Annotated in this window: 22 protein-coding genes and 2 tRNA genes (1 of these 24 cut by a window edge); 2 read left to right on the top strand and 22 right to left on the bottom strand. The window is 56.7% G+C overall.

Annotated elements, in window-relative coordinates:
- Positions 1-95: 95 nt before the first annotated feature.
- From rlpA to leuS, 10 genes are all read right to left on the bottom strand, one after another.
- The gene (gene rlpA, locus V6942_RS03860; protein WP_182965913.1) at positions 96-1,190 is read right to left on the bottom strand and encodes an endolytic peptidoglycan transglycosylase RlpA; all 1,095 of its coding nucleotides are present in this window, start codon (positions 1,188-1,190) and stop codon (positions 96-98) included.
- Between the two features lie 10 nt (positions 1,191-1,200).
- Positions 1,201-2,313: a peptidoglycan glycosyltransferase MrdB gene (mrdB, locus tag V6942_RS03855; protein WP_106924701.1), complete on the bottom strand. Its 1,113-nt coding sequence runs from the start codon at positions 2,311-2,313 to the stop codon at positions 1,201-1,203.
- A gap of 2 nt (positions 2,314-2,315) precedes the next feature.
- On the bottom strand, positions 2,316-4,217 hold the full coding sequence (gene mrdA / locus V6942_RS03850; protein WP_106924700.1) for a peptidoglycan DD-transpeptidase MrdA: 1,902 nt from the start codon (positions 4,215-4,217) through the stop codon (positions 2,316-2,318).
- 27 nt (positions 4,218-4,244) lie between these two features.
- The gene (gene rlmH / locus V6942_RS03845) at positions 4,245-4,712 is read right to left on the bottom strand and encodes a 23S rRNA (pseudouridine(1915)-N(3))-methyltransferase RlmH (protein ID WP_064548242.1); all 468 of its coding nucleotides are present in this window, start codon (positions 4,710-4,712) and stop codon (positions 4,245-4,247) included.
- Positions 4,713-4,715: 3 nt separating this feature from the next.
- On the bottom strand, positions 4,716-5,033 hold the full coding sequence (gene rsfS / locus V6942_RS03840; RefSeq protein WP_106924699.1) for a ribosome silencing factor: 318 nt from the start codon (positions 5,031-5,033) through the stop codon (positions 4,716-4,718).
- 260 nt (positions 5,034-5,293) lie between these two features.
- Positions 5,294-5,905 carry an adenosylcobalamin/alpha-ribazole phosphatase gene (locus V6942_RS03835; RefSeq protein ID WP_333500823.1) on the bottom strand — a complete coding sequence of 204 codons (612 nt, stop codon included), beginning with the start codon at positions 5,903-5,905 and terminating at the stop codon, positions 5,294-5,296.
- A 22-nt stretch (positions 5,906-5,927) separates the two neighbouring features.
- A complete protein-coding gene (nadD, locus tag V6942_RS03830; protein ID WP_146145691.1) occupies positions 5,928-6,587 on the bottom strand; it encodes a nicotinate-nucleotide adenylyltransferase in 660 nt (219 codons plus the stop codon).
- Positions 6,580-7,611, bottom strand: coding sequence for a DNA polymerase III subunit delta (holA, locus tag V6942_RS03825; protein WP_333500822.1), 1,032 nt, complete (start codon positions 7,609-7,611; stop codon positions 6,580-6,582). The genes nadD and holA overlap by 8 nt, the downstream gene beginning before the upstream one ends.
- On the bottom strand, positions 7,611-8,183 hold the full coding sequence (gene lptE / locus V6942_RS03820; protein WP_106924695.1) for an LPS assembly lipoprotein LptE: 573 nt from the start codon (positions 8,181-8,183) through the stop codon (positions 7,611-7,613). The genes holA and lptE overlap by 1 nt, the downstream gene beginning before the upstream one ends.
- A gap of 14 nt (positions 8,184-8,197) precedes the next feature.
- Positions 8,198-10,780 (bottom strand): leucine--tRNA ligase, encoded by a 2,583-nt coding sequence (gene leuS / locus V6942_RS03815; protein ID WP_106924694.1) that lies wholly within the window; start codon positions 10,778-10,780, stop codon positions 8,198-8,200.
- 225 nt (positions 10,781-11,005) lie between these two features.
- On the opposite strand from leuS, the gene V6942_RS03810 reads away from it, so the two are divergent.
- A complete protein-coding gene (locus V6942_RS03810; RefSeq protein WP_182928314.1) occupies positions 11,006-11,488 on the top strand; it encodes a zinc ribbon-containing protein in 483 nt (160 codons plus the stop codon).
- A 95-nt stretch (positions 11,489-11,583) separates the two neighbouring features.
- Here the strand turns inward: V6942_RS03810 and rihA are convergent, their stop codons facing one another.
- The 10 genes from rihA to miaB form a co-directional block, all read right to left on the bottom strand.
- On the bottom strand, positions 11,584-12,519 hold the full coding sequence (gene rihA / locus V6942_RS03805) for a pyrimidine-specific ribonucleoside hydrolase RihA (protein ID WP_182929288.1): 936 nt from the start codon (positions 12,517-12,519) through the stop codon (positions 11,584-11,586).
- 117 nt (positions 12,520-12,636) lie between these two features.
- On the bottom strand, positions 12,637-13,362 hold the full coding sequence (locus tag V6942_RS03800; protein ID WP_106924691.1) for an amino acid ABC transporter ATP-binding protein: 726 nt from the start codon (positions 13,360-13,362) through the stop codon (positions 12,637-12,639).
- Entirely contained in the window at positions 13,362-14,036 is a 675-nt protein-coding gene (gene gltK, locus V6942_RS03795; RefSeq protein WP_106924690.1) for a glutamate/aspartate ABC transporter permease GltK, read from the bottom strand. Before gltK ends, V6942_RS03800 begins: the two co-directional genes overlap by 1 nt.
- Complete coding sequence (locus V6942_RS03790; protein WP_106924689.1) at positions 14,036-14,776, bottom strand: amino acid ABC transporter permease; 741 nt, start codon at positions 14,774-14,776, stop codon at positions 14,036-14,038. The genes gltK and V6942_RS03790 overlap by 1 nt, the downstream gene beginning before the upstream one ends.
- Positions 14,777-14,942: 166 nt before the next feature.
- A complete protein-coding gene (locus V6942_RS03785) occupies positions 14,943-15,866 on the bottom strand; it encodes an amino acid ABC transporter substrate-binding protein (protein ID WP_106924688.1) in 924 nt (307 codons plus the stop codon).
- Positions 15,867-16,303: 437 nt separating this feature from the next.
- Complete coding sequence (lnt, locus tag V6942_RS03780; RefSeq protein ID WP_182929287.1) at positions 16,304-17,842, bottom strand: apolipoprotein N-acyltransferase; 1,539 nt, start codon at positions 17,840-17,842, stop codon at positions 16,304-16,306.
- Positions 17,843-17,847: 5 nt separating this feature from the next.
- Positions 17,848-18,726, bottom strand: coding sequence for a CNNM family magnesium/cobalt transport protein CorC (corC, locus tag V6942_RS03775; RefSeq protein ID WP_106924808.1), 879 nt, complete (start codon positions 18,724-18,726; stop codon positions 17,848-17,850).
- Between the two features lie 164 nt (positions 18,727-18,890).
- Positions 18,891-19,358 (bottom strand): rRNA maturation RNase YbeY, encoded by a 468-nt coding sequence (gene ybeY / locus V6942_RS03770; RefSeq protein WP_106924686.1) that lies wholly within the window; start codon positions 19,356-19,358, stop codon positions 18,891-18,893.
- Positions 19,355-20,401 carry a PhoH family protein gene (locus V6942_RS03765; protein ID WP_106924685.1) on the bottom strand — a complete coding sequence of 349 codons (1,047 nt, stop codon included), beginning with the start codon at positions 20,399-20,401 and terminating at the stop codon, positions 19,355-19,357. Before V6942_RS03765 ends, ybeY begins: the two co-directional genes overlap by 4 nt.
- 153 nt (positions 20,402-20,554) lie before the next feature.
- The gene (gene miaB / locus V6942_RS03760) at positions 20,555-21,979 is read right to left on the bottom strand and encodes a tRNA (N6-isopentenyl adenosine(37)-C2)-methylthiotransferase MiaB (protein ID WP_106924684.1); all 1,425 of its coding nucleotides are present in this window, start codon (positions 21,977-21,979) and stop codon (positions 20,555-20,557) included.
- Between the two features lie 149 nt (positions 21,980-22,128).
- On the opposite strand from miaB, the gene ubiF reads away from it, so the two are divergent.
- Entirely contained in the window at positions 22,129-23,304 is a 1,176-nt protein-coding gene (gene ubiF / locus V6942_RS03755; RefSeq protein WP_106924807.1) for a 3-demethoxyubiquinol 3-hydroxylase, read from the top strand.
- A gap of 135 nt (positions 23,305-23,439) precedes the next feature.
- Here the strand turns inward: ubiF and V6942_RS03750 are convergent.
- Positions 23,440-23,514, bottom strand: a tRNA-Gln gene (locus tag V6942_RS03750).
- A 36-nt stretch (positions 23,515-23,550) separates the two neighbouring features.
- Positions 23,551-23,606, bottom strand: a tRNA-Gln gene (locus V6942_RS03745); it runs 119 nt beyond the window's last position.

Genomic DNA, 23,606 nt, shown 5'->3' with positions numbered 1-23,606 from the left:
TACTATAGCAAATGCCCTTTAGACAGGCATCCGACATCGTATATGACTTTGTTAATGACGTTTACATATACGAAGCATCGGATGCCGCGAGCGCTTTAGTTGGCGTGCGTAATAAACGATTGCAGCTGTGCTTCGCTCTGCAAACGTTGCTGTATGGTACCGGCTTCCGCTTTGCTGGCGAATGGACCGAGCTGAATACGCCAGACCGCGCCGTTTTGCGTTACGCGGCCCGGGACGGAGAACTGCTGGCTCAGACGCTGCTGATACTGCTGTGCGCGGGTCTGGTCGCTGACTGCGCCAACCTGAACTACGTAGTTTCCGGCTGCTGCTGCTGCAGGTGCGGCGACGGCAGCCGTCGCGGCTGGCGCGGCGCTTGCGGGGGCACTTACCGGCGCGGTGACCGGTGCCGGTGTGGACTCTTCGAGTACGCCGCTATTTAATGGTGTCGGAGCACCAAGGAAGCCACCGCTTTTCACCGGCGCGCCTTCGCCGCTGTCGGCTGAGGCGAGGGTATCGTTACTGATCGCGCGTACGTCACCCTGAGGCGCGCTGGCCTGCGGGGTGGAAGAGGCGCTGCCCATGCCGCCGCTCAGGTCAGGGCGGTCCGGGAGCGCGTAGGTTTGCTTCGCGACGGTGGTACAGGCCATGCCGGGGCCGGAAAGCGAACCATCCTGGGCGACGATAATCGGGTCGATACGGACTTTGGTATTGTTTGATGTGTTCAGACGATCCGCCGCCGCGCGGGAGAGCGAAATCACGCGATCGTTGCCATAAGGGCCGCGATCGTTAATACGCACTACGATCATCCGGCCGTTAGCCAGATTGGTAATACGCGCGTAGCTCGGCACCGGCAGGGTAGGGTGCGCGGCGGTAAGCTGCGTCGGATCGAACGCTTCGCCGATCGCCGTCAGATTGCTGCCCGGTTCGGCATCATAGATGGCGGCAAGCCCGGCCTGGCTGAAGTTGGACGGGTCCTGGACAATTTTATATTTCTTACCGTCGCGTTCGTAATCCTGATTCGCCGTCGCGTTCAGTGGCTCAAAGCGTGGATCGGCCCCGCTGATTTCCACCGTCGGGCCATTACATACCGCAGGTTTTGGTGCGGAGACGGTCTGCTGCTGAACATCATCACTCGAACAAGCCGCCAGCAGCCCTGCCGCTATGCAGATCCCAAGCCATTGCTTACGCATTGAGCACCCCTTAGACGCTTTTTGACAACATTTTCCTGTGGGTGTGTATCGACATGACGATACCGAACCCGGCCATCAGTACGATCAGGGCTGACCCCCCGTAGCTGACCAGCGGCAGCGGAACGCCCACCACCGGCAAGATGCCACTTACCATACCAATATTAACAAATACATAAACGAATAAAATCAGCATCAAACCACCGGCCATGACGCGGCCAAACGTGGTTTGCGCCTGGGCGGCGATCCACAGGCCGCGCATAATCAGTAGCACGTACAACGCCAGCAGAATCAGAATACCAATAAGCCCCAGCTCCTCGGCCAGTACCGCAAAGATAAAGTCGGTATGGCGTTCCGGCAAGAATTCGAGCTGCGATTGCGTGCCGTGCAACCAGCCTTTGCCACGCAGGCCGCCAGAGCCGATGGCGATTTTGGACTGAATAATGTGGTAGCCCGCGCCCAGCGGATCGGATTCCGGGTCCATCAGCATCATCACGCGCTGGCGCTGATAGTCGTGCATCAGGAAGAACCAGAGTATCGGGATAAAGCAGGCGACCAGCACCACGGCGACCAGAATTAACCGCCAGCTCAGGCCTGCCAGGAACAGCACGAACAGGCCGGACAGGGCGACCAGGATGGATGTACCAAGGTCCGGCTGGGCGGCGACCAACAGCGTCGGCATGAAAATCAGCACCAGCGCGATGGCGGTATTTTTCAGCGTGGGCGGGCAAACGTCGCGGTTAATAAAACGCGCCACCATTAGCGGGACGGCGATTTTGGCTATCTCAGACGGCTGGAAGCGCACCACGCCGAGGTCCAGCCAGCGCTGGGCACCTTTGGAGATGGCGCCAAAGGCATCGACCGCCACCAGCAGGATAATACAGAAGATATACAGCCAGGGCGCCCAGCCTTCGTAGACTCGCGGCGGGATCTGCGCCATGACGACCATGATAACGAGCCCCATGGCGATCTGGCCAATTTTACGTTCCGTCATCCCCATGTCCTGGCCGCTGGCGCTCCAGATAACCAGCGCGCTATAGGTCAGCAGCGCCAGCAGAATCAGCAGCATGGCTGGGTCGAGGTGAATTTTATCCCAGAACGATTTTTTGTTCGGATTATCCGTCATGATTATTGGTCCTCCGACGCGGCTGCAGCAGGGTTCTCAGCCGGTAAATCGGTGTTGTTGTCGCCCAGCATGATGTGGTCAAGGATCTGACGCATGATGGTACCGACAGCCGGGCCAGCGCCGCCGTTCTCCAGGATAATCGCTACGGCGACCTGGGGATCGTTATACGGCGCAAAGGCGGTCATTAGTTTGTGGTCACGCAGACGCTCGGCAATACGATGCGCATTATAGGTTTCGTTAGCCTTCAGGCCAAAGACCTGCGCGGTACCGGATTTCGCCGCAATTTTATACGGTGCGCCGGCGAAGTATTTATGCGCGGTGCCGTTCGGGCGATTGGCTACGCCGTACATGCCGTCTTTGGCAATTTCCCAGTAGCCGGAATGAATGTCGCCAATCGGCGGCTCTTCAGGCTGAGTCCACGGCACTTTTTTACCGTCTTCGACCCGGCTTGCCAGCAGGTGAGGGATTTTCACCACGCCGTCGTTAATCAGGGTCATCAGCGCTTTGCTCATCTGAATCGGGGTCGCGGTCCAGTAGCCCTGGCCGATGCCGACAGGAATGGTATCGCCCTGATACCACGGTTTCTTAAAGCGCTTCAGCTTCCATTCGCGCGTCGGCATGTTACCGGAACGTTCTTCCGCCAGATCGATGCCGGTGTAGTCGCCGTAGCCGAACTTACTCATCCACTCAGACAGGCGGTCGATCCCCATGTCATAGGCTACCTGGTAGAAGAAGGTATCCGCCGATTCTTCCAGCGCTTTGGTGACGTTAAGGTGCCCGTGGCCCCATTTTTTCCAGTCACGGTAGCGTTTTTCTGAGCCGGGAAGCTGCCACCAGCCCGGGTCAAACAGGCTGGTATTGCGGTTGATCACGCCTGCGCTCATTGCGGAAACCGCCACATACGGTTTCACCGTCGATGCTGGTGGGTAAACCCCCTGCGTCGCGCGGTTAACCAGCGGGGTATTCGGGTCGTTCAGCAGACCGCTGTAGTCTTTGCTGGAAATACCGTCAACGAACAGGTTGGGATCGTAGCTTGGCGTGGAAACCAGCGCCAGAATGCTGCCGGTGCGCGGGTCGGTGACCACCACGGCGGCACGGCTGCCCGCCAGCAGCGTTTCAATGTATTGCTGGAGCTTGAGATCGAGCGTCAGGTAAATATCGTGCCCGGCCTGCGGCGGCACTTCCTTAAGCTGACGAATGACGCGGCCGCGGTTGTTGACTTCAACCTCTTCGTAGCCGGTCTGCCCGTGGAGCATATCTTCGTAATAACGCTCAATACCCAGCTTCCCGATATCGTGGGTTGCCGCGTAGTTGGCCAGTTTGCCGTCTTTGTCCAACCGGTCGACGTCTTTATCGTTAATTTTTGATACGTAGCCGATAACGTGGGTCAGGGCAGAACCGTAGGGATAGAAACGGCGTTTATAGCCTTTGACTTCTACGCCAGGAAAGCGGTACTGATTGACGGCAAAGCGGGCCACCTGCACTTCGGTGAGGTTGGTTTTAAGCGGAATAGAGGTAAAGCGGTGCGAACGGGCGCGCTCTTTTTTAAAGGCGGCGATATCGTCATCGCTGAGATCGACGACGTCGCGCAGGCCGTCGATGGTCTGCTGCACGCTGTCGACTTTTTCCGGCATGATTTCCAGCTGGTAGATGGTGCGGTTAAGCGCCAGCGGCGTACCGTTACGATCGTAGATTATGCCGCGGCTCGGTGCGATCGGCACCAGCTTGATGCGGTTTTCGTTAGAGCGCGTCTGATAGTCGGTGAAACGGACGATCTGTAAATTGTAGAGGTTGGCAATCAGCACGCCGGTAAGCAGCAAAATTCCCAAAAAAGCGACCACTGCCCGGCGCACAAAAAGCGCGGACTCTGCCGTATAGTCGCGAAAAGAATTCTGTAGTTTCATTCGCTGCTTAATCTACCCTGGTCATCATTACTCGCGGTGGTATGGGTGGTTGGTGGTAATGCTCCACGCCCGATAAAGGCTTTCGGCGACCAGCACGCGCACCAGCGGGTGAGGGAGCGTCAGGGTGGAGAGCGACCAACTTTGTTCTGCTGCGGCCTTGCATGCCGGGGAAAGGCCTTCCGGACCGCCGATTAACAGGCTGACATCACGACCGTCACCCTTCCAGCGTTCCAGTTCGCGCGCAAGCTGCGGCGTATCCCAGGGTTTCCCGGGGATATCCAGCGTGACGATGCGGTTTTTTCCTGCGGCGGCGAGCATCATCTCGCCTTCTTTATCCAGAATACGTTTGATATCGGCGTTTTTACCGCGCTTGCCGGCGGGAATTTCCACCAGTTCGAACGGCATATCTTTCGGAAAACGACGAAGGTATTCGGTAAAACCGGTTTGTACCCAATCCGGCATTTTGGTGCCGACGGCGACCAACTGCAGCTTCACAACTTAACCCCAGAGTTTTTCCAGCTCATACAGGCGACGGCTCTCTTCCTGCATGACGTGGACAATGACATCGCCTAAATCAACGACAATCCAGTCGGCAACGCTTTCGCCTTCAACGCCTAATGGCAGCAGACCGGCTGCGCGGGATTCCTGAACCACATGATCGGCAATGGACATAACGTGGCGGCTGGAGGTGCCGGTGCAGATAACCATGCAATCAGTGATGCTGGATTTACCCTGAACATCAATTTTGATGATGTCCTGACCTTTTAAATCATCAATTTTGTCGACAACAAAATCCTGGAGTGCTTTACCCTGCAAGTGTTCCCCCTGGGGTGTGAAGATGAACGATATAAAACAGCCTGACAGTATACCCGAACTGAAAATATTGTCGGGACAAAAAATCACCAAACGGCCTTTCAGGCGGGGTATCATCCCATTCCTTCATGCCGATTGCATCGCCATTTTTGTAAAACAATTTCTGTCCACAAATGCTGGAGGGGGATGATTCAGGCTGCGGAGAATAACAGTCTATGGTTTGGTGTCAATGGGCTGGCGTCTCTGCGGCGCAGAAATCGGTTTTATCCCTCTTCCGGTAGCCAAATAGCCCGGCTGTTCAGCACCCGCAGCGTGGTAAATTCTGGCGTGAAATCAATGACGCTCCACGCGCCGTGATCGATGCGAAAATGCCACATGCTGGCGGTTGGCATTCCCAGTAAACAGGCGGTTAACAGGCTCAATACGCCCTGATGGCTGACGATAAGGAGATTCTGGTACGTATAGCCCGGTAATTCGGCGGCAAAGGCGGCGACGCGGCGGGAAAAGTCGGGGAAACCTTCACCGTTGGTGGGAGCCGCATGCTGCCAGTCGGCGCGCCAGGCGGCATAGTTATCTTTGTCTTCTTTCTGCAGGTCGCGGTGGTGGCGCATTTCCCAGTCGCCGAAATACATTTCGTTGAGCAGCGGGTGGGGGGTAAAGGGAATGTCGCGCTCGCCGAGCAGCAGTCGTGCGGTGTGCTGGGTACGCTCCAGTTCACTGCACAATACGCCATCGAAGGGGACCTGTCGCAGCATCTCGCCGAGGCGTATGGCCTGCTGCTGGCCACGGGCAGTTAGCGGCGTGGGGGCGTGGCCGCTATACAGCCCGGCTACGTTGGCTTCGGTTTCGCCGTGGCGAACTAACCAGAGTTTCATGCTGTCTTCCCCGTTTACAGGCCTAAGCGCCGTGGTGGTACAACCCCTGCTGCATAATGTAGTTGAGCACCGGTTCTGGCATCATTTCGTCGCAAGACTCTCCGCGCTCCAGGCGCTCGCGAATCAACGTCGCGGAGACGTCGAACCAGGGCGTTTCGGCGAGGAAAATTTTACCCGCGGGCTGATTGTGCAGGTCTTCAATATTGCTGGTAAGGTGACGATCCAGCCAGTCCTGATGCTCTTCCTGCTGCATAGTCAGCGGGTAGCCCGGGCGACGCGTCACCAGCAGGTGTACGTGCTCGAGAATCGTTTCATAGCGGTGCCAGCTAGGGAAGGTGAGCAGCGAGTCCTGTCCGATAATAAAGGCCAGCGGCTTATCCGCGCCCTGTTCCGCGCGCCACTCCTGTAGGGTGTCGGCGGTAAACGACGGCGTGTCGCGACGCAGCTCGCGTTCGTCGAGTACGAATAGCGGCTTATCGGCAATCGCCAGCTCAACCATTAATTTACGCTGTTCGCTGGTGGCTTCCGGCTGTGGGCGATGCGGCGGCACGTTGTTGGGCATAATGATCACCCGCGAAAGACCAATCTGGTTAGCCAGAATCTCAACCGGCTTCAGGTGGCCGTAGTGGATGGGATCGAAGGTCCCGCCGAAAAGCGCCTGTAGTTTTGCCATATCATCCATCGATAAATACGTCGGCTAGCGCTTTGTGACAAAGCAGCAGCGACAAACTTTCCAGCTCAGCCCAAATGGACTGACCGTAATCTTGTTTCAGCGTCAGCTCGGCACGGCTGAGCAGGGTGACCGCCTGGCGCAGCTGCGGGCCGCTCAGACGGTTGAGCGCTTCGCCGACCATCCCCCGACGGTTTTGCCAGACGCGGTGTTTATCAAACAGCGAACGCAGTGGCGTATGCGCGCTCTGGCGCTTCAGCGTGACCAGCAGCAGCAGTTCACGCTGGACGGTGCGCAGCAGGATCACCGGCTCGCTGCCTTCGAGACGCAGCTGTTGCAGAATATGCAGCGCGCGTTTGCTCTTGCCGGCCAGCAGGGCGTCGACCCAGTGGAACGGCGTAAAGTGCGCGGCATCGTTGACCGCCTGTTCGACGCGCGGCAGCGTCAGCTTGCCGTCAGGCCACAGCAGTGACAGACGTTCCAGCGCCTGGGCCAGCGCCAGCAGGTTGCCCTCGTAGCAGTAGCAAAGTAGCTGACTGGCGGGTTCATCAAGCTGGAGGTTGCTCTGCTTTGCACGGTTAGCCAGCCAGCGCGGTAGCTGGGCCGGTTCCGGCGTCTGGCAGCTGATCTGCACGGCGCGGCTGGCCAGCGCCTGGATCCAGGCGGCATTTTCCTGTGATTTGGTCAGTTTATTGCCGCGCACGATCAGCAGCAGATCGTCATGCAGCAGGCTGACCAGCGTTGACAGCTGTTCGTTGATGGCCGCATTCGGGCCGTTTTCTGGCAGCAGCAGCAGCAGCGTCTGGCGACTGGCAAACAGGCTCATTGCCTGGCATAGCGAGAAGATCTCGTTCCAGTCGGTGCTGGCGTCCAGCGTGAATGTATGATGTTCGGTAAAGCCTTCGTTCACGCAGGCGTGGCGTATCGCATCCTGGCTTTCCTGAAGAACAAGGGGGTCGTTACCGAGCAGGAGATACGCCGCGCGCAGCCCTTCAGAGAGCTGCGCGCGGAGTTGTTCTGGGTACAGCCGAATCATCAGTTACCCAGAGTAGTTGAAACACGAGAGCCGTTCGACGGCGTGACGGCCGCCTCGTCTTTACTCTCTTTCACATCGGCGATGTGAACGCTTGGCAGCTTACGAATCAGCTGCTCGGCGGCCTTCTGGTACATCTCCTGAATGATCATGCTTTGCTCGTTGTCTTTTGCCAACGCCTGCTGCGGGTTGTCAAAGAACGAACGGTACACTTTGGTGGCGATCGGGAAGATATCCTGACCCGGGATCAGCACCGAAGCGTTGACCGTCATGACCATTTGATATTCTGCCGTCTGGCCGTTCTGGAATACCGATGCCGTGTCCTGAGAGAGGCTAACGCCGCCCAGACGCAAAGACGGTACGTCCTGACGAAGCGTGCCCTTATCAAGCACCGTAATACCATTGCTTCTCAGCTGTTCGCGCACCGCGCGGCTCAGCGGGCCGTTCGGATCGCCGGACTGCAGGATCAATGTTTTCATTTCATCCGGCACCTGCGTGGTACTACGCAGATGCCAGCCGCACCCGGCGGTGACCAGCACCGCCAAAGATAACAACAATGTTGTCAGATATCGCACGCTTCCTCCCGCGCTTAGCCTACGACCAGGTTAAGCAGTTTACCCGGTACGTAGATGACTTTACGTACGGTAACGCCTTCAAGGTATTTCGCCACCAGGGGTTCCTGGCCTGCGCGTTCACGCACCTGCTCTTCGGTCGCATCGACCGCGACGGTGATTTTACCGCGCACTTTACCGTTGACCTGTACGACGACCAGCGTGGTGTTTTCAACCATCGCGTTCTCGTCGGCAACCGGCCACGGCGCGTTATCGATATCGCCTTCGCCGCCCAGTTCCTGCCACAGCGTGAAGCTCACGTGCGGAGTGAACGGGTTGAGCATGCGCACGACCGCCAGCAGCGCTTCCTGCATCAGCGCTCTGTCCTGCGCGTCTTCCATCGGCGCTTTCGCCAGTTTGTTCATCAGCTCCATGATTGCCGCAATCGCGGTGTTGAAGGTCTGACGACGGCCGATATCATCGGTGACTTTGGCGATGGTTTTATGGACATCACGACGCAGCGCCTGCTGATCTTCGTTCAGCGCATCAACGTTGATGGCTGCCACTGGGCCACGAGCGGTGTGCTCGTAAACCAGTTTCCAGACACGTTTCAGGAAGCGGTTCGCCCCTTCAACGCCGGATTCCTGCCATTCCAGGGTCATGTCAGCCGGAGAGGCAAACATCATGAACAGACGTACGGTGTCGGCACCGTAGCGTTCAACCATAACCTGCGGGTCGATGCCGTTGTTTTTGGACTTGGACATCTTGCTCATGCCGGTATACACCAGCTCATGGCCCGCCGCGTCTTTCGCCTTCACGATACGGCCTTTTTCGTCGCGCTCAACGATGGCGTCAACCGGGGAAACCCAGTTACGTTCGCCGTTTGCGCCCACGTAGTAGAAGGCATCTGCCAGCACCATGCCCTGACACAGCAGCTGTTTAGCCGGCTCGTCAGAGTTGACCAGGCCTGCATCGCGCATCAGTTTGTGGAAGAAGCGGAAGTAGAGCAGGTGCATGATGGCGTGTTCGATACCGCCAATGTAGATATCAACCGGCAGCCAGTAGTTAGCGGCTTTGGAATCCAGCATGCCTTCCTGATACTGCGGGCAGGTGTAGCGCGCGTAGTACCATGATGATTCCATAAAGGTATCGAAGGTGTCGGTTTCACGCAGCGCAGGCATACCGTTAACGGTGGTTTTCGCCCACTCCGGATCGGCTTTGATCGGGCTGGTGATACCGTCCATGACCACGTCTTCCGGCAGAATCACCGGCAGCTGATCTTCTGGCGTTGGCAGCACGGTGCCGTCTTCCAGCGTCACCATCGGGATCGGTGCGCCCCAGTAACGCTGGCGGGAAACGCCCCAGTCGCGCAGACGGTAGTTAACTTTGCGCTCGCCCACGCCTTTTGCTGCCAGTTTGTCGGCAATGGCGTTAAAGGCATCTTCAAAGGCCAGACCGTCGAATTCACCGGAGTTAAACAGCACGCCTTTTTCGGTCAGCGCCTGTTCAGACAGATCCGGCTCGCTGCCGTCAGCGGCCAGGATAACCGGCTTGATGGTCAGGCCGTATTTGGTGGCAAATTCGTAGTCGCGCTGGTCGTGACCCGGAACGGCCATCACCGCGCCGGTGCCATACTCCATCAGCACGAAGTTGGCAGCCCATACCGGAATCTCTTCGCCGGTCAGCGGGTGAACGGCTTTAAAGCCGGTGTCGACGCCTTTTTTCTCCATGGTCGCCATATCGGCTTCGGCCACTTTGGTGTTGCGGCATTCGTCGATAAAAGCAGCCAGCGCGGGGTTAGTCGCAGCGGCTTTCTGCGCCAGCGGGTGACCTGCAGCTACTGCCAAGTAGGTTGCGCCCATGAAGGTGTCTGGACGGGTGGTGTAAACGGTCAGCGTATTGTCGTAACCGGTCACGTCGAAGGTGATTTCTACGCCTTCAGAACGCCCGATCCAGTTGCGCTGCATCGTTTTCACGGTGTCAGGCCAGTGATCAAGGTTATCCAGGTCGCGCAGCAGTTCGTCAGCGTAAGCGGTGATTTTGATAAACCACTGTGGGATCTCTTTACGCTCAACTTTGGTATCGCAACGCCAGCAGCAGCCGTCGATAACCTGTTCGTTGGCCAGGACGGTCTGGTCGTTCGGACACCAGTTCACCGCAGACGTTTTCTTGTACACCAGGCCTTTTTTATACAGCTCGGTGAAGAATTTCTGTTCCCAGCGGTAGTATTCCGGGGTACAGGTTGCCAGCTCGCGGCTCCAGTCGTAACCAAAGCCCAGCATTTTGAGCTGGTTTTTCATGTACGCGATGTTGTCGTAGGTCCACGGCGCCGGGGCGGTGTTGTTTTTGACCGCGGCACCTTCAGCCGGCAGGCCGAACGCATCCCAGCCGATAGGCTGCAGGACGTTTTTGCCCAGCATGCGCTGATAGCGAGCGATAACGTCGCCGATGGTGTAGTTACGGACGTGGCCCATGTGTAGTCGACCAGAAGGATAGGGAAGCATCGACAGGCAGTAATACTTCTCTTTGCTCTCGTCTTCAGTAACTTCAAATGTGCGCTTCTCATCCCAGTGAAGCTGGACTTTCGATTCTATCTCTTCCGGGCGGTATTGCTCTTGCATGGCAGCCAGTAATCCTGTTTTCAATGCAGCTACAAATGTAGCCAGTAGATGTGGTATTTCAGATCCGCATAGCATAGCCCAAACGTGCACGTCAAAACAGCCTTTAGCACGTTAAGCCGATGAAAAGCTCAAGGCATAATTTACGCACTCTGTGGCAAAGCTGACAAAGCGAAAGAGAAATAACGGCTACTATTAGAATAGGTTAACTGGCTGGGAGAGGAAACAATGAACAAGGTTGCTCAAATTTACCGTGAACTGGTCGCTACGCTGAGTGAACGTTTACGTAACGGCGAACGTGATATCGATGCGCTGGTGGATCAGGCGCGGGCGAAAATCGCGCAAACCAGCGAGTTAACGCGCGGCGAAATCGACGAGCTGCTGCGCGCCGTCCGTCGGGATCTGGAAGAGTTTGCGATGAGCTACGGTGAAAGCCAGGAAGACGAGTCCGACAGCGTCTTTCTGCGGGTAATTAAAGAGAGTATCTGGCAGGAGCTGGCGGATATTACCGATAAAACGCAGCTGGAGTGGCGCGAGGTGTTTCAGGATTTAAGCCATCACGGCGTCTACCACAGCGGTGAGGTGGTGGGGCTGGGCAATTTGGTGTGCGAGAAGTGCCACTTCCACCTGGCGGTGTATACGCCGGACGTGTTGCCGCGCTGCCCGAAGTGTGGGCACGACCAGTTCCAGCGCAGGCCGTTTGAGCCGTAGTTAACGGTGCCGGATGGCGACGCGATGCGTCTTATCCGGCCTACACGTTTGTGTTATATGCAGGCCGGATAAGCGTTAGCGCCATCCGGCATCACTCAGGCGTAAAATTTTAGTCGTTCTGCTAGCAGGTCAACAAACGCCTGCCGGTCAACGTCTACCATCACCGCGGCATTTGGCTTATTCCCCGTCAGGAAGTAATAATCCACCACCGTCATTCCTTGGGTATATTTCCCCTGCGTTTCCACGCCAACCCAACGTTCTACGGTAGTGAATATTTCCGGCTTCAGCAGCCAGGCGATGGTGCAGGGGTCATGCAGCGGCGCGCCGACAAAGCCCCATTTCTCATCTTTGTGGTACTCAAGGAAGAAATCCAGCAGCTCCGCGACAATTGTCGCTACCGGGTTGCCAATGGCGCGAAAACGCTCGGTGTCTTCAGCGTGGATCTGCGCTTTATGCGTCACATCCAGGCCCGCCATCACGACCGGAATACCGGACTGGAAGACGATTTCTGCCGCTTCCGGATCAACGTAAATATTGAACTCGGCGGCGGGCGTCCAGTTGCCCAGGCTCATTGCGCCGCCCATGATCACAATACGGGTGATTTTCGCCCGCAGCTCTGGGTGCGAGTTCAGCAACAGCGCGACGTTGGTCTGCGGCCCGGTGGAGACAATGGTCACCGGTTCCGGGCTCTCGCGCAGGGTTTTCGCCATCAGTTCTACGGCAGTGCAGCTTTGTGGGGCAAATGCCGGCTCCGGCAGCGCCGGGCCATCAAGGCCGCTTTCACCGTGGACGTTATCGGCAATAATGAGTTCGCGCATCAGCGGCTTCACCGCGCCGCCTGCCACCGGGATATCCGGGCGTTTCAGTAATGTCAGCATGCGCAGAACGTTACGCAGGGTTTTCTCCGGCGTCTGGTTACCGGCGGAAGAGGTGATGGCTTTCACCTCCAGCTCGGGGGAGGCGAGGGCGAGCACGATAGCGATCGCGTCATCATGACCTGGGTCGCAGTCCAGAATAATTGGCAGTGCCATAGCGGCTCCTTGTTCGCGTTATTTTGTGACAAGGGTAAGGCCTGCTAATGGAATGAACGAGAGGGTAAGCGTTAAAGCGTGATGCAGCGCGCACTCTGCCGAGTGCGCGCGGGAAGGTTAGTGCAGAATTTTCGCAAGGAAGTCTTTGGCGCGGTCCGATTTCGGGTTGGCGAAGAAGGCCTCTTTTTCGGCATCTTCAACGATCTTACCTTCGTCCATAAAGATCACCCTGTTGGCCACTTTGCGCGCAAAGCCCATTTCGTGGGTCACCACCATCATGGTCATGCCTTCATGCGCCAGCTCAACCATAACATCCAGCACTTCGTTGATCATTTCAGGATCGAGCGCGGAGGTGGGTTCGTCAAACAGCATGGCGACCGGATCCATACATAGCGCGCGGGCGATCGCCACGCGCTGCTGCTGACCGCCGGAAAGCTGCGCTGGAAACTTGTTGGCATGCGCGGAAAGGCCGACGCGCTCAAGCAGCTTTAAGCCCTTTTCGCGGGCGGCCGCTTTATCTCGCTTCAGCACCTTAACCTGCGCCAGAGTGAGGTTCTCAATAATCGACAGGTGCGGGAACAGCTCGAAGTGCTGGAATACCATGCCGACGTGAGAGCGCAGCTTTGCCAGATTGGTTTTCTTGTCGTTCACCTTGGTGCCGTTGACAAGAATTTCCCCTTGTTGCACGGGTTCCAGACCGTTGACGGTTTTGATCAGCGTGGATTTGCCGGAGCCGGACGGCCCGCACACCACCACCACTTCGCCTTTTTTTACTTCCGTGGAGCAGTCGGTCAACACCTGAAAGTGACCATACCATTTAGAGACGTTTTTCAGGGTAATCATTATACGGTCCTTTTCTTCAAGTAGCTGACCAGCAGCGAGGCGCTAAGACTAATCACAAAATAAACAAAACCAGCAAACAGAATCATTTCTACCTGGGTACCGTCACGTTCGCCGATAGTTGAGGCGGTACGGAAGAAGTCTGCGAGGCTTAACACGTATACCAGCGAGGTATCCTGGAACAGCACGATCCCCTGAGTCAGCAGCAGCGGCACCATGGCACGGAAGGCCTGCGGCAGAATGATAAGCTTCATCGACTGCCAGTGGGTCATCCCCAGCGCCAGCGCAGCGCTGGACTGGCCGCGTGAAATACTCTGGATACCGGCGCGGATAATCTCGGAGTAATAGGCGGCTTCGAACATCGAGAACGCCACCATTGCCGAGATCAGGCGAATATCGCTTTTCGGTGACAGCCCCAGTACGTTTTGCAGGAAACCGGGCACAATCAGGTAGAACCACAGCAGCACCATCACCAGCGGGACGGAGCGGAACACGTTGACGTAGGCTTTGGCAAACCAGGCAATCGGCTTGAAGGATGACAGGCGCATGACCGCCAGCAGCGTCCCCCAGACGATACCGATAACAATTGCCGTAACGGTAATTTTGAGCGTGACGACCAGACCTGCAATCAGGTAGGGCATCGACGGAACGATAGAACTCCAGTCAAATTCGTACATTATTTACCCCCCAGGTTGCCGGGCAGGCGGATTTTCCGTTCTACCACAGCCATCACTAACATAATGACCGCGTTAATCAGCACGTATGCCAGGGTAATCGCCGTAAAGGATTCCCAGGCGTGCGCGGAATAGTCCAGCAGCTTGCCGGCCTGTGCCGCCATATCGACCAGACCGATGGTGGAGGCGATGGCTGAGTTCTTCACCAGGTTCATCATCTCTGAGGTCATCGGTGGCACGATCACGCGATAGGCGTTCGGCAGCAGCACGTAGCGATAGGTTTGCGGCAGCGTAAGCCCCATCGCCAGCCCGGCGTTTTTTTGCCCGCGCGGCAGCGACTGAATTGCCGCACGCACCTGCTCACAAACGCGCGCGGCGGTGAACAGACCCAGGCAAATCATGGAGGAGAGGAAGAACTGAATGTTTGGATCCAGCTCGGATTTAAACCACATGCCGAGGTTTTCCGGCAGCAGCTCCGGCACCACAAGGTACCAGGTAAAGAACTGCACGATCAGCGGCACGTTGCGGAACAATTCGACGTAGCAGGTGCCGATACCCGATAAGAACCGGTTAGGCACGGTACGCAAAATGCCGAACAGCGAGCCGACGAGAAACGCGATAATCCAGGCGGTGATAGAGAGCGCGACGGTGACCTGGAAACCGCTCCAGAGCCAGCCGAGATAGGTGGTGTTGCCGAAAGGGGCCTGTTGTAAAAAGATGCCCCAGTTCCAGTCTATTGACATAATAAACTCCAGAAAAAAAAGGGTAGCAGTACGACCTGCTACCCTCGAAGATTGTTGAACAGCGTTTTGCGGTATTCAGGCCAGGTGGGGAACGACCACCTGACGTATAGTCTGTCCGTGCTGAACCACAATCGAGAGGGCAGATTTTTCCGCCCCATATTTTTTATTAGTTAAGCGCTTTATCGTTTGGCGTTTTGAACAGCGTTTTCATCTCTTCCGAGAGCTCAAAGTTCATGTTCAGATTTTTAGGCGGAATCGGGTTCTTGAACCACTTATCAAACCACTTGGTGGCTTCGCCGGAGGTCTGCGCCTGGGCGATAGTATCGTCCATCAGCTTTTTAAACTCAGGGTCATCTTTGCGCAGCATACAGCCATAGGCTTCCTGGGACTGCGGTTTGCCGACAATTTCCCAGTTGTCCGGTTTTTTGGCTTTCGCACGTTCGCCGGCCAGCAGCGCGTCATCCATCATAAAGGCTACCGCACGGCCGCTTTCCAGGGTGCGGAAAGAGTCGCCGTGGTCTTTGGCGCTAATGATGCGCATATTCATTTTCTGCTCGTCGTTCAGCTTATGCAGCAGAACTTCGGAGGTGGTACCGGAGGTCACCACTACCGCTTTGTCTTTCAGATCCGGGAAGTCTTTAATCGGACCGCCTTTTTTCACCAGCAGGCGGGTGCCGACGACGAAGATGGTGTCAGAGAAGGCGGCCTGCTTCTGGCGCTCGAGGTTGTTGGTGGTTGAGCCACACTCGAAGTCAAACGTGCCGTTTTGCAGCAGCGGAATACGGTTTTGAGAGGTAATTGGAATCAGCTTCACGTCCAGCTTCGGGTTGTTCAGCTTTTTCTTTACCGCTTCAACGATGGCGTTGGAATAGTCCTGAGAGTAACCGACCACTTTCTGCTGGTTATCGTAATAGGAGAACGGCACGGATGATTCGCGGTGACCCACGACGATAACGCCGTTTTTCGCGATTTTTTCCAGAGTCGATTGCTGCTGTGCGGCATCGGCGGCTGGCTTTGCGTCTTCAGCATGTGCCAGACCGGCGGTAACACCCATGACCAGCATGGCAGCGGCCAGTTTACGTAATTGCATATCCAACTCCTTTATCCTCTGCATCGGTAAGGATGCATTGATACCCATTGTGAATGTTGTGTTGTTATCACTGCGTCTTTAGCGTGCAGCGTTATCTGTGTTTGTTAGCATTTAGTTTGGCTTAATGTAAAGATTTTGCTGCGTTATTGTTTATTTTTGCGAAGCACACCGCACCGCTTTGAGGCAATAATCGCCGTTTGCACAAAAATGGTGCTACCGGCGGCGTGTCGTGGTGCAACCCAGTTGCCCCTGGCGGTGATATGCAGCTTCTTGATTATATAAAGCAATTGGCGTGCCAGAATGGGGCTTGGAAGAGGAAGTGCTGGTGGGGAAAATCGCGTAGGCCTGATAAGCGTAGCGCCATCAGGCCCGATGCAGCGCGACTGCCGGATGGCGGCGTACCGCCTTATCCGGCCTACATTCGATAGTGCAATACTTTATTTGCGACGTTGACGCAGGCTCATCACCAGGGCGCCAAAACCGAACAGCGCGGTAATCAGCCATAGCGTCCAATCACCGGTGCGCGCATACGGCGTCAGGCCGGTGGTTGGCGTCACCTTGGTGGTCAGTACCTGACGGGTGAACTGCGGGATCATATCCTGAATTTCACCGCGCGGGCCAATCACTGCCGTAATGCCGTTGTTGGTGCTGCGCAGCAGCGGGCGCGCCAGCTCCAGCGCGCGCATCCGCGCCATCTGGAAGTGCTGCCACGGGCCGATGGACTTACCGAACCACGCGTCGTTGGAGATAGTCAGCAGGAAGTTGGTGTCCGGGCGGAAGTTGTCGCGTACCTGCTGGCCGAGAATGATCTCGTAGCAAATCGCCGCAGTCAGCTTCAGATTATGCGCCTGCAGCTGCGGTTGAATGTACGGCCCGCGGCTGAAGGAGGACATCGGCAGGTCGAAGAACGGCGCCAGCGGGCGCAGAATCGATTCCAGCGGCACAAACTCACCAAACGGCACCAGATGGTTTTTGTTATAGCGGTTGCTGGATTCATAGCTGTACGGGCTGTCTTTGCCCAGCGTGATGATGGTGTTATAGGTGTCGTAGCGATTCTGCTTATTAAGGCGTGAGTCGACGATACCGGTAATCAGCGTGCTGTCTTTGGCGCGCAGTAAATCGTCCATCATGCTGAGGAAGCGCTGCTGGTTGATTTCCAGATCCGGAATTGCCGACTCCGGCCAGATAATCAGCTGCGATTTGCCCATCACCTGCTCGGTGGCGTCGAGGTAGACTTTCAGGGTATTCAGCAGCTGGTTTTCGTCCCACTTCAGCGCCTGAGGGATGTCGCCCTGTACCAGCGAAACCTGGGTCGTTTTGTCGGTTTGCAGGGTATACCACTGGATATAGCGCAGCGGGAAGGGCAGTGCGAACAGAATGACGCCAGCCGCCAGCGGACGCCAGTTGCGGGTAACCAGCGCCAGCGCCAGCAGGCCGCTCACCGCCATCAGCAGGAAGTTAATCGCGCCGACGCCCATCACCGGCGCCAGCCCTTTCAATGGGCCGTCAATCTGGCTGTAGCCAAACTGTAGCCATGGGAAGCCGGTGAGCACCCAGCCGCGCAGGAACTCGGTAAGCTGCCAGACCACCGGGGCGGCGATTGCCATGCGCACCCAGTTTGTCTTCGGCCATAAGCGCGACAAAATACCGGCAAAAAGCCCGGTATAGAGCGAGAGATAGGCGGCCAGCAGCACCACAAGAAAGACGTTAACCGGGCCGGGCATACCGCCGAACTGCGCAATACTCACGTAAACCCAGTTGATACCGGAGCCAAACAGGCCGAAGCCCCAGGCATAACCGATAGCGGCCGCCTGCACCGGGCGACGGTTGAGCGTCAGCCCTTGCAGGCCCATCAGCGATATTATCGCCGCTGGCCAGATGTCATAAGGAGAAAAAGCCAGCGTACCGCTGGCTCCGAAAAGTAGCGCCAGCAGCAGGCGAATGCGCTGGCGTTCAAGCAATGAGGCAAATGCCATGGAGATTATTCGTCCAGTTTCGGTTGGGGGGAATCGTCCGGAATCTTAACATGAACCTGAATAATACGACGGCTGTCGGCCATCGCCACCTTAAACTGGTAACCATCGATGTCGATAGTTTCCCCGCGCGCCGGCAGATGACCGAAAGCCTGCATGACCAGACCGCCGATGGTATCGACCTCTTCATCGCTGAAGTGAGTGCTGAAGGCATCGTTAAAGTCTTCGATCGACGCCAGCGCACGCACCGTCCAGGTGTGGCGGCTCAGCTGACGGAAGTCGATATCGTCTTCTTCGTCATACTCGTCTTCAATCTCGCCGACGATAAGCTCCAGAATATCTTCGATAGTCACCAGGCCCGAAACGCCGCCAAATTCATCGATAACGATAGCCATATGGTAGCGCTGGGAGCGGAACTCCTTGAGCATCCGGTCAACCCGTTTGCTTTCCGGTACGACAACCGCGGTGCGTAACACTTTATCCATGCTGAAGGCTTCGGCATCGCTGCGCATAAACGGCAGCAGATCTTTCGCCATCAGAATCCCTTCAATGTGATCTTTGTCCTCGCTGATGACCGGGAAGCGCGAGTGGGCGGACTCGATGATCACATCGAGACATTCGTCCAGCGTTTGGTTGCGTTTCAGGGTGATCATTTGGGAGCGAGGGATCATGATGTCGCGGACGCGCTGGTCGGCGATATCCATTACCCCTTCGAGCATGTCGCGCGTATCTTCATCGATAAGCTCGTTTTGCCCGGAATCACGGATCAGCGCCAGAAGATCGTCACGGTTTTTCGGTTCACCGTGGAAAAGCTGGCTGAGTAAGAGGGAGAAAAATCCCTTTTTGCTGTGTACTGTGTCACTACTGTGTGAATTGTCGTCGCTCATGGCGTCGTTTGGGTTCTCATGTTGATTTAACTGTCGCTCGCCGCGCGTAAACTCAGCGCCGGACGGCATGTATATTCGCTCTGTAGGCCGGATAAGCGCGGCGCCATCCGGCACAATGCCGGATGGCGGCCAGGCCTTATCAGGCCTACAGTTTATCGAACTGTTTATTCTTTCTCGGAAATGTACGGATCCTCATAGCCCAGAGCAAGCATTATCTCTGTCTCAAGGCTTTCCATCTCTTCCGCTTCGTCATCTTCAATATGGTCATAGCCCAGCAAATGCAGACTGCCGTGGACAACCATATGCGCCCAGTGGGCATCCAGCGGTTTTTCCTGCTCTGCGGCTTCCTGCTCAACCACCTGACGGCAGATGATCAGATCGCCCAGCAGCGGCATCTCCATTCCCGGCGGTGCTTCAAATGGGAATGACAGCACGTTGGTTGGCTTATCCTTGCCGCGATAGGTGAGGTTCAGCTCGTGGCTTTCGGCTTCATCCACCAGGCGAATCGTGACTTCCGATTCTTCCTGAAACTGCGGGATAACCGCATCCAGCCATGTCTGAAACTGACTTTCTTCTGGCAGACCGGTGTTGTTTTCACAGGCCAACTGGAGATCGAGGATCACCTGACTCATTTCTGCTCCTGCGCCTGAGCTTCGCGTTTACGTTCTGCGGCCTGCTCGGCTTTACGTTTTTGATCGGCTTCTTCCCACGCTTCATAGGCGTTCACAATGCGGGCAACCACCGGGTGGCGCACCACGTCTTCGCTGTGGAAGAAGTTAAAGCTGATTTCATCGACTTCGGCCAGCACTTCGATAGCGTGGCGCAGGCCAGATTTGGTGCTGCGCGGCAGGTCAATCTGGGTGACGTCGCCGGTAATGACCGCTTTGGAGTTAAAGCCGATACGGGTCAGGAACATCTTCATCTGTTCGATGGTGGTGTTCTGGCTCTCATCGAGAATGATAAAGGCATCGTTCAGCGTACGCCCACGCATGTAGGCCAGCGGAGCCACTTCAATCACGTTGCGCTCCATCAGTTTCTCAACCTTCTCGAAGCCGAGCATTTCGAACAGCGCGTCATACAGCGGGCGCAGATACGGGTCGACTTTCTGGCTCAGATCGCCCGGCAGGAAGCCCAGTTTCTCACCGGCCTCAACCGCCGGACGGGTCAGCAGAATGCGGCGAATCTCCTGACGCTCCAGCGCATCAACGGCAGCGGCGACGGCAAGGTAGGTTTTACCGGTACCCGCAGGGCCTACGCCGAAGGTGATGTCGTGGTCAAGAATATGGGCGATGTACTGCGCCTGGTTTGGCGTACGTGGTTTAATCACGCCACGTTTGGTTTTGATATTGATAGCTTTGCCGTACTCCGGCACGCTCTCCGCGCTTTGTTCCAGCACGCGGGCTTCTTTTATCGCCAGGTGAATCTGTTCCGGCTCAATGTCCTGAATCTGGCCGCGCATCGGCGCGGTGTCCACATACAGGCTGCGCAGAATGTCGGCAGCGGCGGTCACGCAAATGGCGCGCCCCGTCAGTTTGAAATGGTTATCGCGGCGGTTGATCTCGATGCCCAGTCGTCGCTCCAGCTGTTTGATGTTGTCGTCAAACGGGCCGCACAGGCTCAGCAGACGGGCATTGTCTGCGGGCTCCAGGGTAATTTCGCGAGTGTCTATGTTCAAACTGTTCCTCTTATGTCTGTATAGCCGCAGGACAAGCGTCTTTGGCTCGTAAAGGAATTATTCACGCCGCAGCGGAAAGGCGCAAGCATTGCGATAAATATGGGGATAGCAGGAGGAAATACAAGGCCCGCCAGAACGGACGGGCCATGAAGATTACGGCTGGTAGATTCCAACGCCCAGGTCGCTCTCTTTGCGGGTGCGTGCAATGACCGACTCCGGAGATTCCACCACGCGCAGGCCCATCTCATCTTCGGTCCGTACCAGCTTACCGCGTAGCGAGTTGGTGTAAACGTCGATAATTTCGACGTCCACGAACTTGCCGACCATATCCGGGGTGCCTTCAAAGTTCACCACGCGGTTGTTTTCGGTGCGGCCGGTCAGCTCCATGATGCTCTTACGCGACGTGCCTTCCACCAGAATGCGCTGAACGGTGCCGAGCATGCGGCGGCTCCAGGCCATCGCCTGCTGATTGATGCGTTCTTGCAGGATGTACAGACGCTGCTTTTTCTCTTCCTCCGGCACGTCGTCAACCATATCGGCCGCCGGTGTTCCCGGACGGGCGGAGAACACAAAGCTGAAGCTCACGTCGAAGTTGACGTCGGCAATCAGCTTCATGGTCTGTTCGAAGTCTTGCGTGGTTTCGCCCGGGAAGCCGACGATGAAGTCGGAGCTAATCTGAATATCCGGGCGTGCGGCGCGCAGCTTACGAATAATCGACTTATATTCCAGCGCGGTATGCGGGCGGCCCATCATCGTCAGCACGCGGTCGGAACCGCTCTGAATCGGCAGATGCAGGAAGCTGACCAGCTCTGGCGTATCGCGATAGACGTCAATAATGTCGTCGGTAAACTCGATCGGGTGGCTGGTGGTGAAACGCACGCGGTCAATCCCGTCAATGGCGGCGACGAGGCGCAGCAGCTCGGCAAACGAGCCGGTGGTGCCGTCGTAGTTCTCACCGCGCCAGGCATTCACGTTCTGGCCAAGCAGGTTGACTTCGCGCACGCCCTGCGCCGCCAGTTGGGCTATCTCAAACAGGATATCGTCGCACGGACGGCTGACTTCTTCGCCGCGGGTGTACGGCACCACGCAGTAGGTACAGTATTTGTTGCAGCCTTCCATGATGGAGACGAATGCGGTTGGGCCTTCGGCGCGCGGTTCAGGCAGACGGTCGAATTTTTCGATTTCCGGGAAGCTGACATCAATAACCGGTCGGCGGTTATTGCGAACGGCATCGATCATTTCCGGCAGGCGATGCAGGGTTTGTGGCCCAAAAATAATGTCGACGTAGTGTGCGCGTTGGCGAATGAGCTTGCCTTCCTGAGACGCGACGCAGCCGCCAACGCCAATGATCACCTTTGGATTTTTTGCTTTGATTAATTTCCAGCGGCCCAGTTGGTGGAAGACTTTCTCCTGCGCTTTCTCACGAATTGAGCAGGTGTTAAGCAGTAATACATCGGCTTCTGCTGCGTTTTCAGTCAGTTGATACCCATGTGTGGCATCCAGCAGATCGGCCATCTTTGATGAATCGTACTCGTTCATCTGACAGCCCCAGGTTTTAATATGGAGTTTTTTTGTCATCGACTTGCTCTTGCTCAATTATGAATAGCCAACATTGCAGGGCGCGTATTGTAATGCTTTGGCGCGGTTGTGACCAGCCTGGCGGATATTCGCCGCAAAAGGCAAAAGTCCGGTAAACTGAAGGGATTCGGCTTTAAGGATAATAAATGATGACAATTCTACACGCTGACGTTGCCATTATTGGCGGCGGGATGGTCGGAGGGGCGCTGGCGCTGGCGCTGGCACAGAATGGTTTTTCGGTGACGGTACTCGACAAAGCCCCGCCGGTGGCCTTTGAGCCCACCGCGCAGCCAGACGTGCGCATTTCGGCCATTAGTGCGGCTTCGGTACAGCTTTTACGCAGCCTTGGCGTCTGGGATGCGGTGCTGGCAATGCGCGCGCATCCGTGGCGACGCCTGGAAACCTGGGAGTGGGAGACCGCGCATGTGGTCTTCGATGCTGCCGAGCTTAAGCTGCCGAATCTCGGCTATATGGTTGAAAACAATGTCCTGCAGCTGGCGCTGTGGCAGGCGCTGGAGGCGCACCCGCAGGTGACGCTGCTGCATGGCAGCGCATTACGCGCCATGCAGGCTCAGGACGCCGTTCATCGACTCCATCTGCAGGACGGCACAAATATTGAGGCCCGGCTGGTGGTGGGGGCCGACGGCGCGCTTTCGCAGGTGCGGCAGATGGCGGGCATTGGCGTGCAGGGGTGGCAGTATCCGCAGTCCTGTATGCTGATTACCGTGCAGTCCGAAAACGAACCTGGCGACAGCACATGGCAGCAGTTTACGCCTACCGGGCCGCGCGCTTTTTTACCGCTCTACGATAGCTGGGCCTCGCTGGTGTGGTACGACACGCCCGCCCGTATTCGTCAACTGCAGGCGATGTCGATGGGGCAGCTTCAGCGGGAAATCAGCGCGCATTTTCCTCCGCGTTTAGGCAAGGTGACGCCGGTAGCGGCAGGGGCATTTCCGCTTACCCGACGCCATGCGCTGCAGTATGTGCAGCCGGGACTGGTGCTGGTGGGGGATGCGGCGCATACCATCCATCCGCTGGCCGGGCAGGGCGTTAACCTCGGCTATCGCGATGTCGACGCGCTGCTGGACGTACTGGCGAACGCGCGCAGCGTGGGCGAAGATTGGGCCAGCCTGCCGGTGCTAAGGCGCTATCAGTCGCGTCGTAAGATCGATAACCTGCTGATGCAGAGTGGGATGGATCTATTCTACGCCGGCTTTAGCAACGATCTTGGTCCGCTGCGCATTTTGCGCAATGTGGGGCTCATGGCGGCCCAACGTGCGGGGGTTTTGAAACGTCAGGCGCTGAAGTATGCGTTAGGGTTGTAGGCCGGATAAAGCAGAGCCGTCATCCGGCATCTTGCACCGCAGTGTCTGATGACGCTTTGCTTATCAGGCCTGCGGCACGCTGGATTCGGGATGGGACAAAAACAAAAAAAGCTCGCCGAAGCGAGCTTTTGAATTTGGCTGGGGTACGAGGATTCGAACCTCGGAATGCCGGAATCAGAATCCGGTGCCTTACCGCTTGGCGATACCCCAACGGGTGCGCTCACCGAAGTGAACGACTTTTTAAATTGGCTGGGGTACGAGGATTCGAACCTCGGAATGCCGGAATCAGAATCCGGTGCCTT

The sequence above is a fragment of the Kluyvera genomosp. 2 genome (assembly GCF_036759865.1).
GTDB lineage: Bacteria > Pseudomonadota > Gammaproteobacteria > Enterobacterales > Enterobacteriaceae > Kluyvera > Kluyvera ascorbata_B.
The sequence above is the reverse complement of the archived record's forward strand: the minus strand, read 5'-3'. Positions and strand labels throughout refer to the sequence as shown.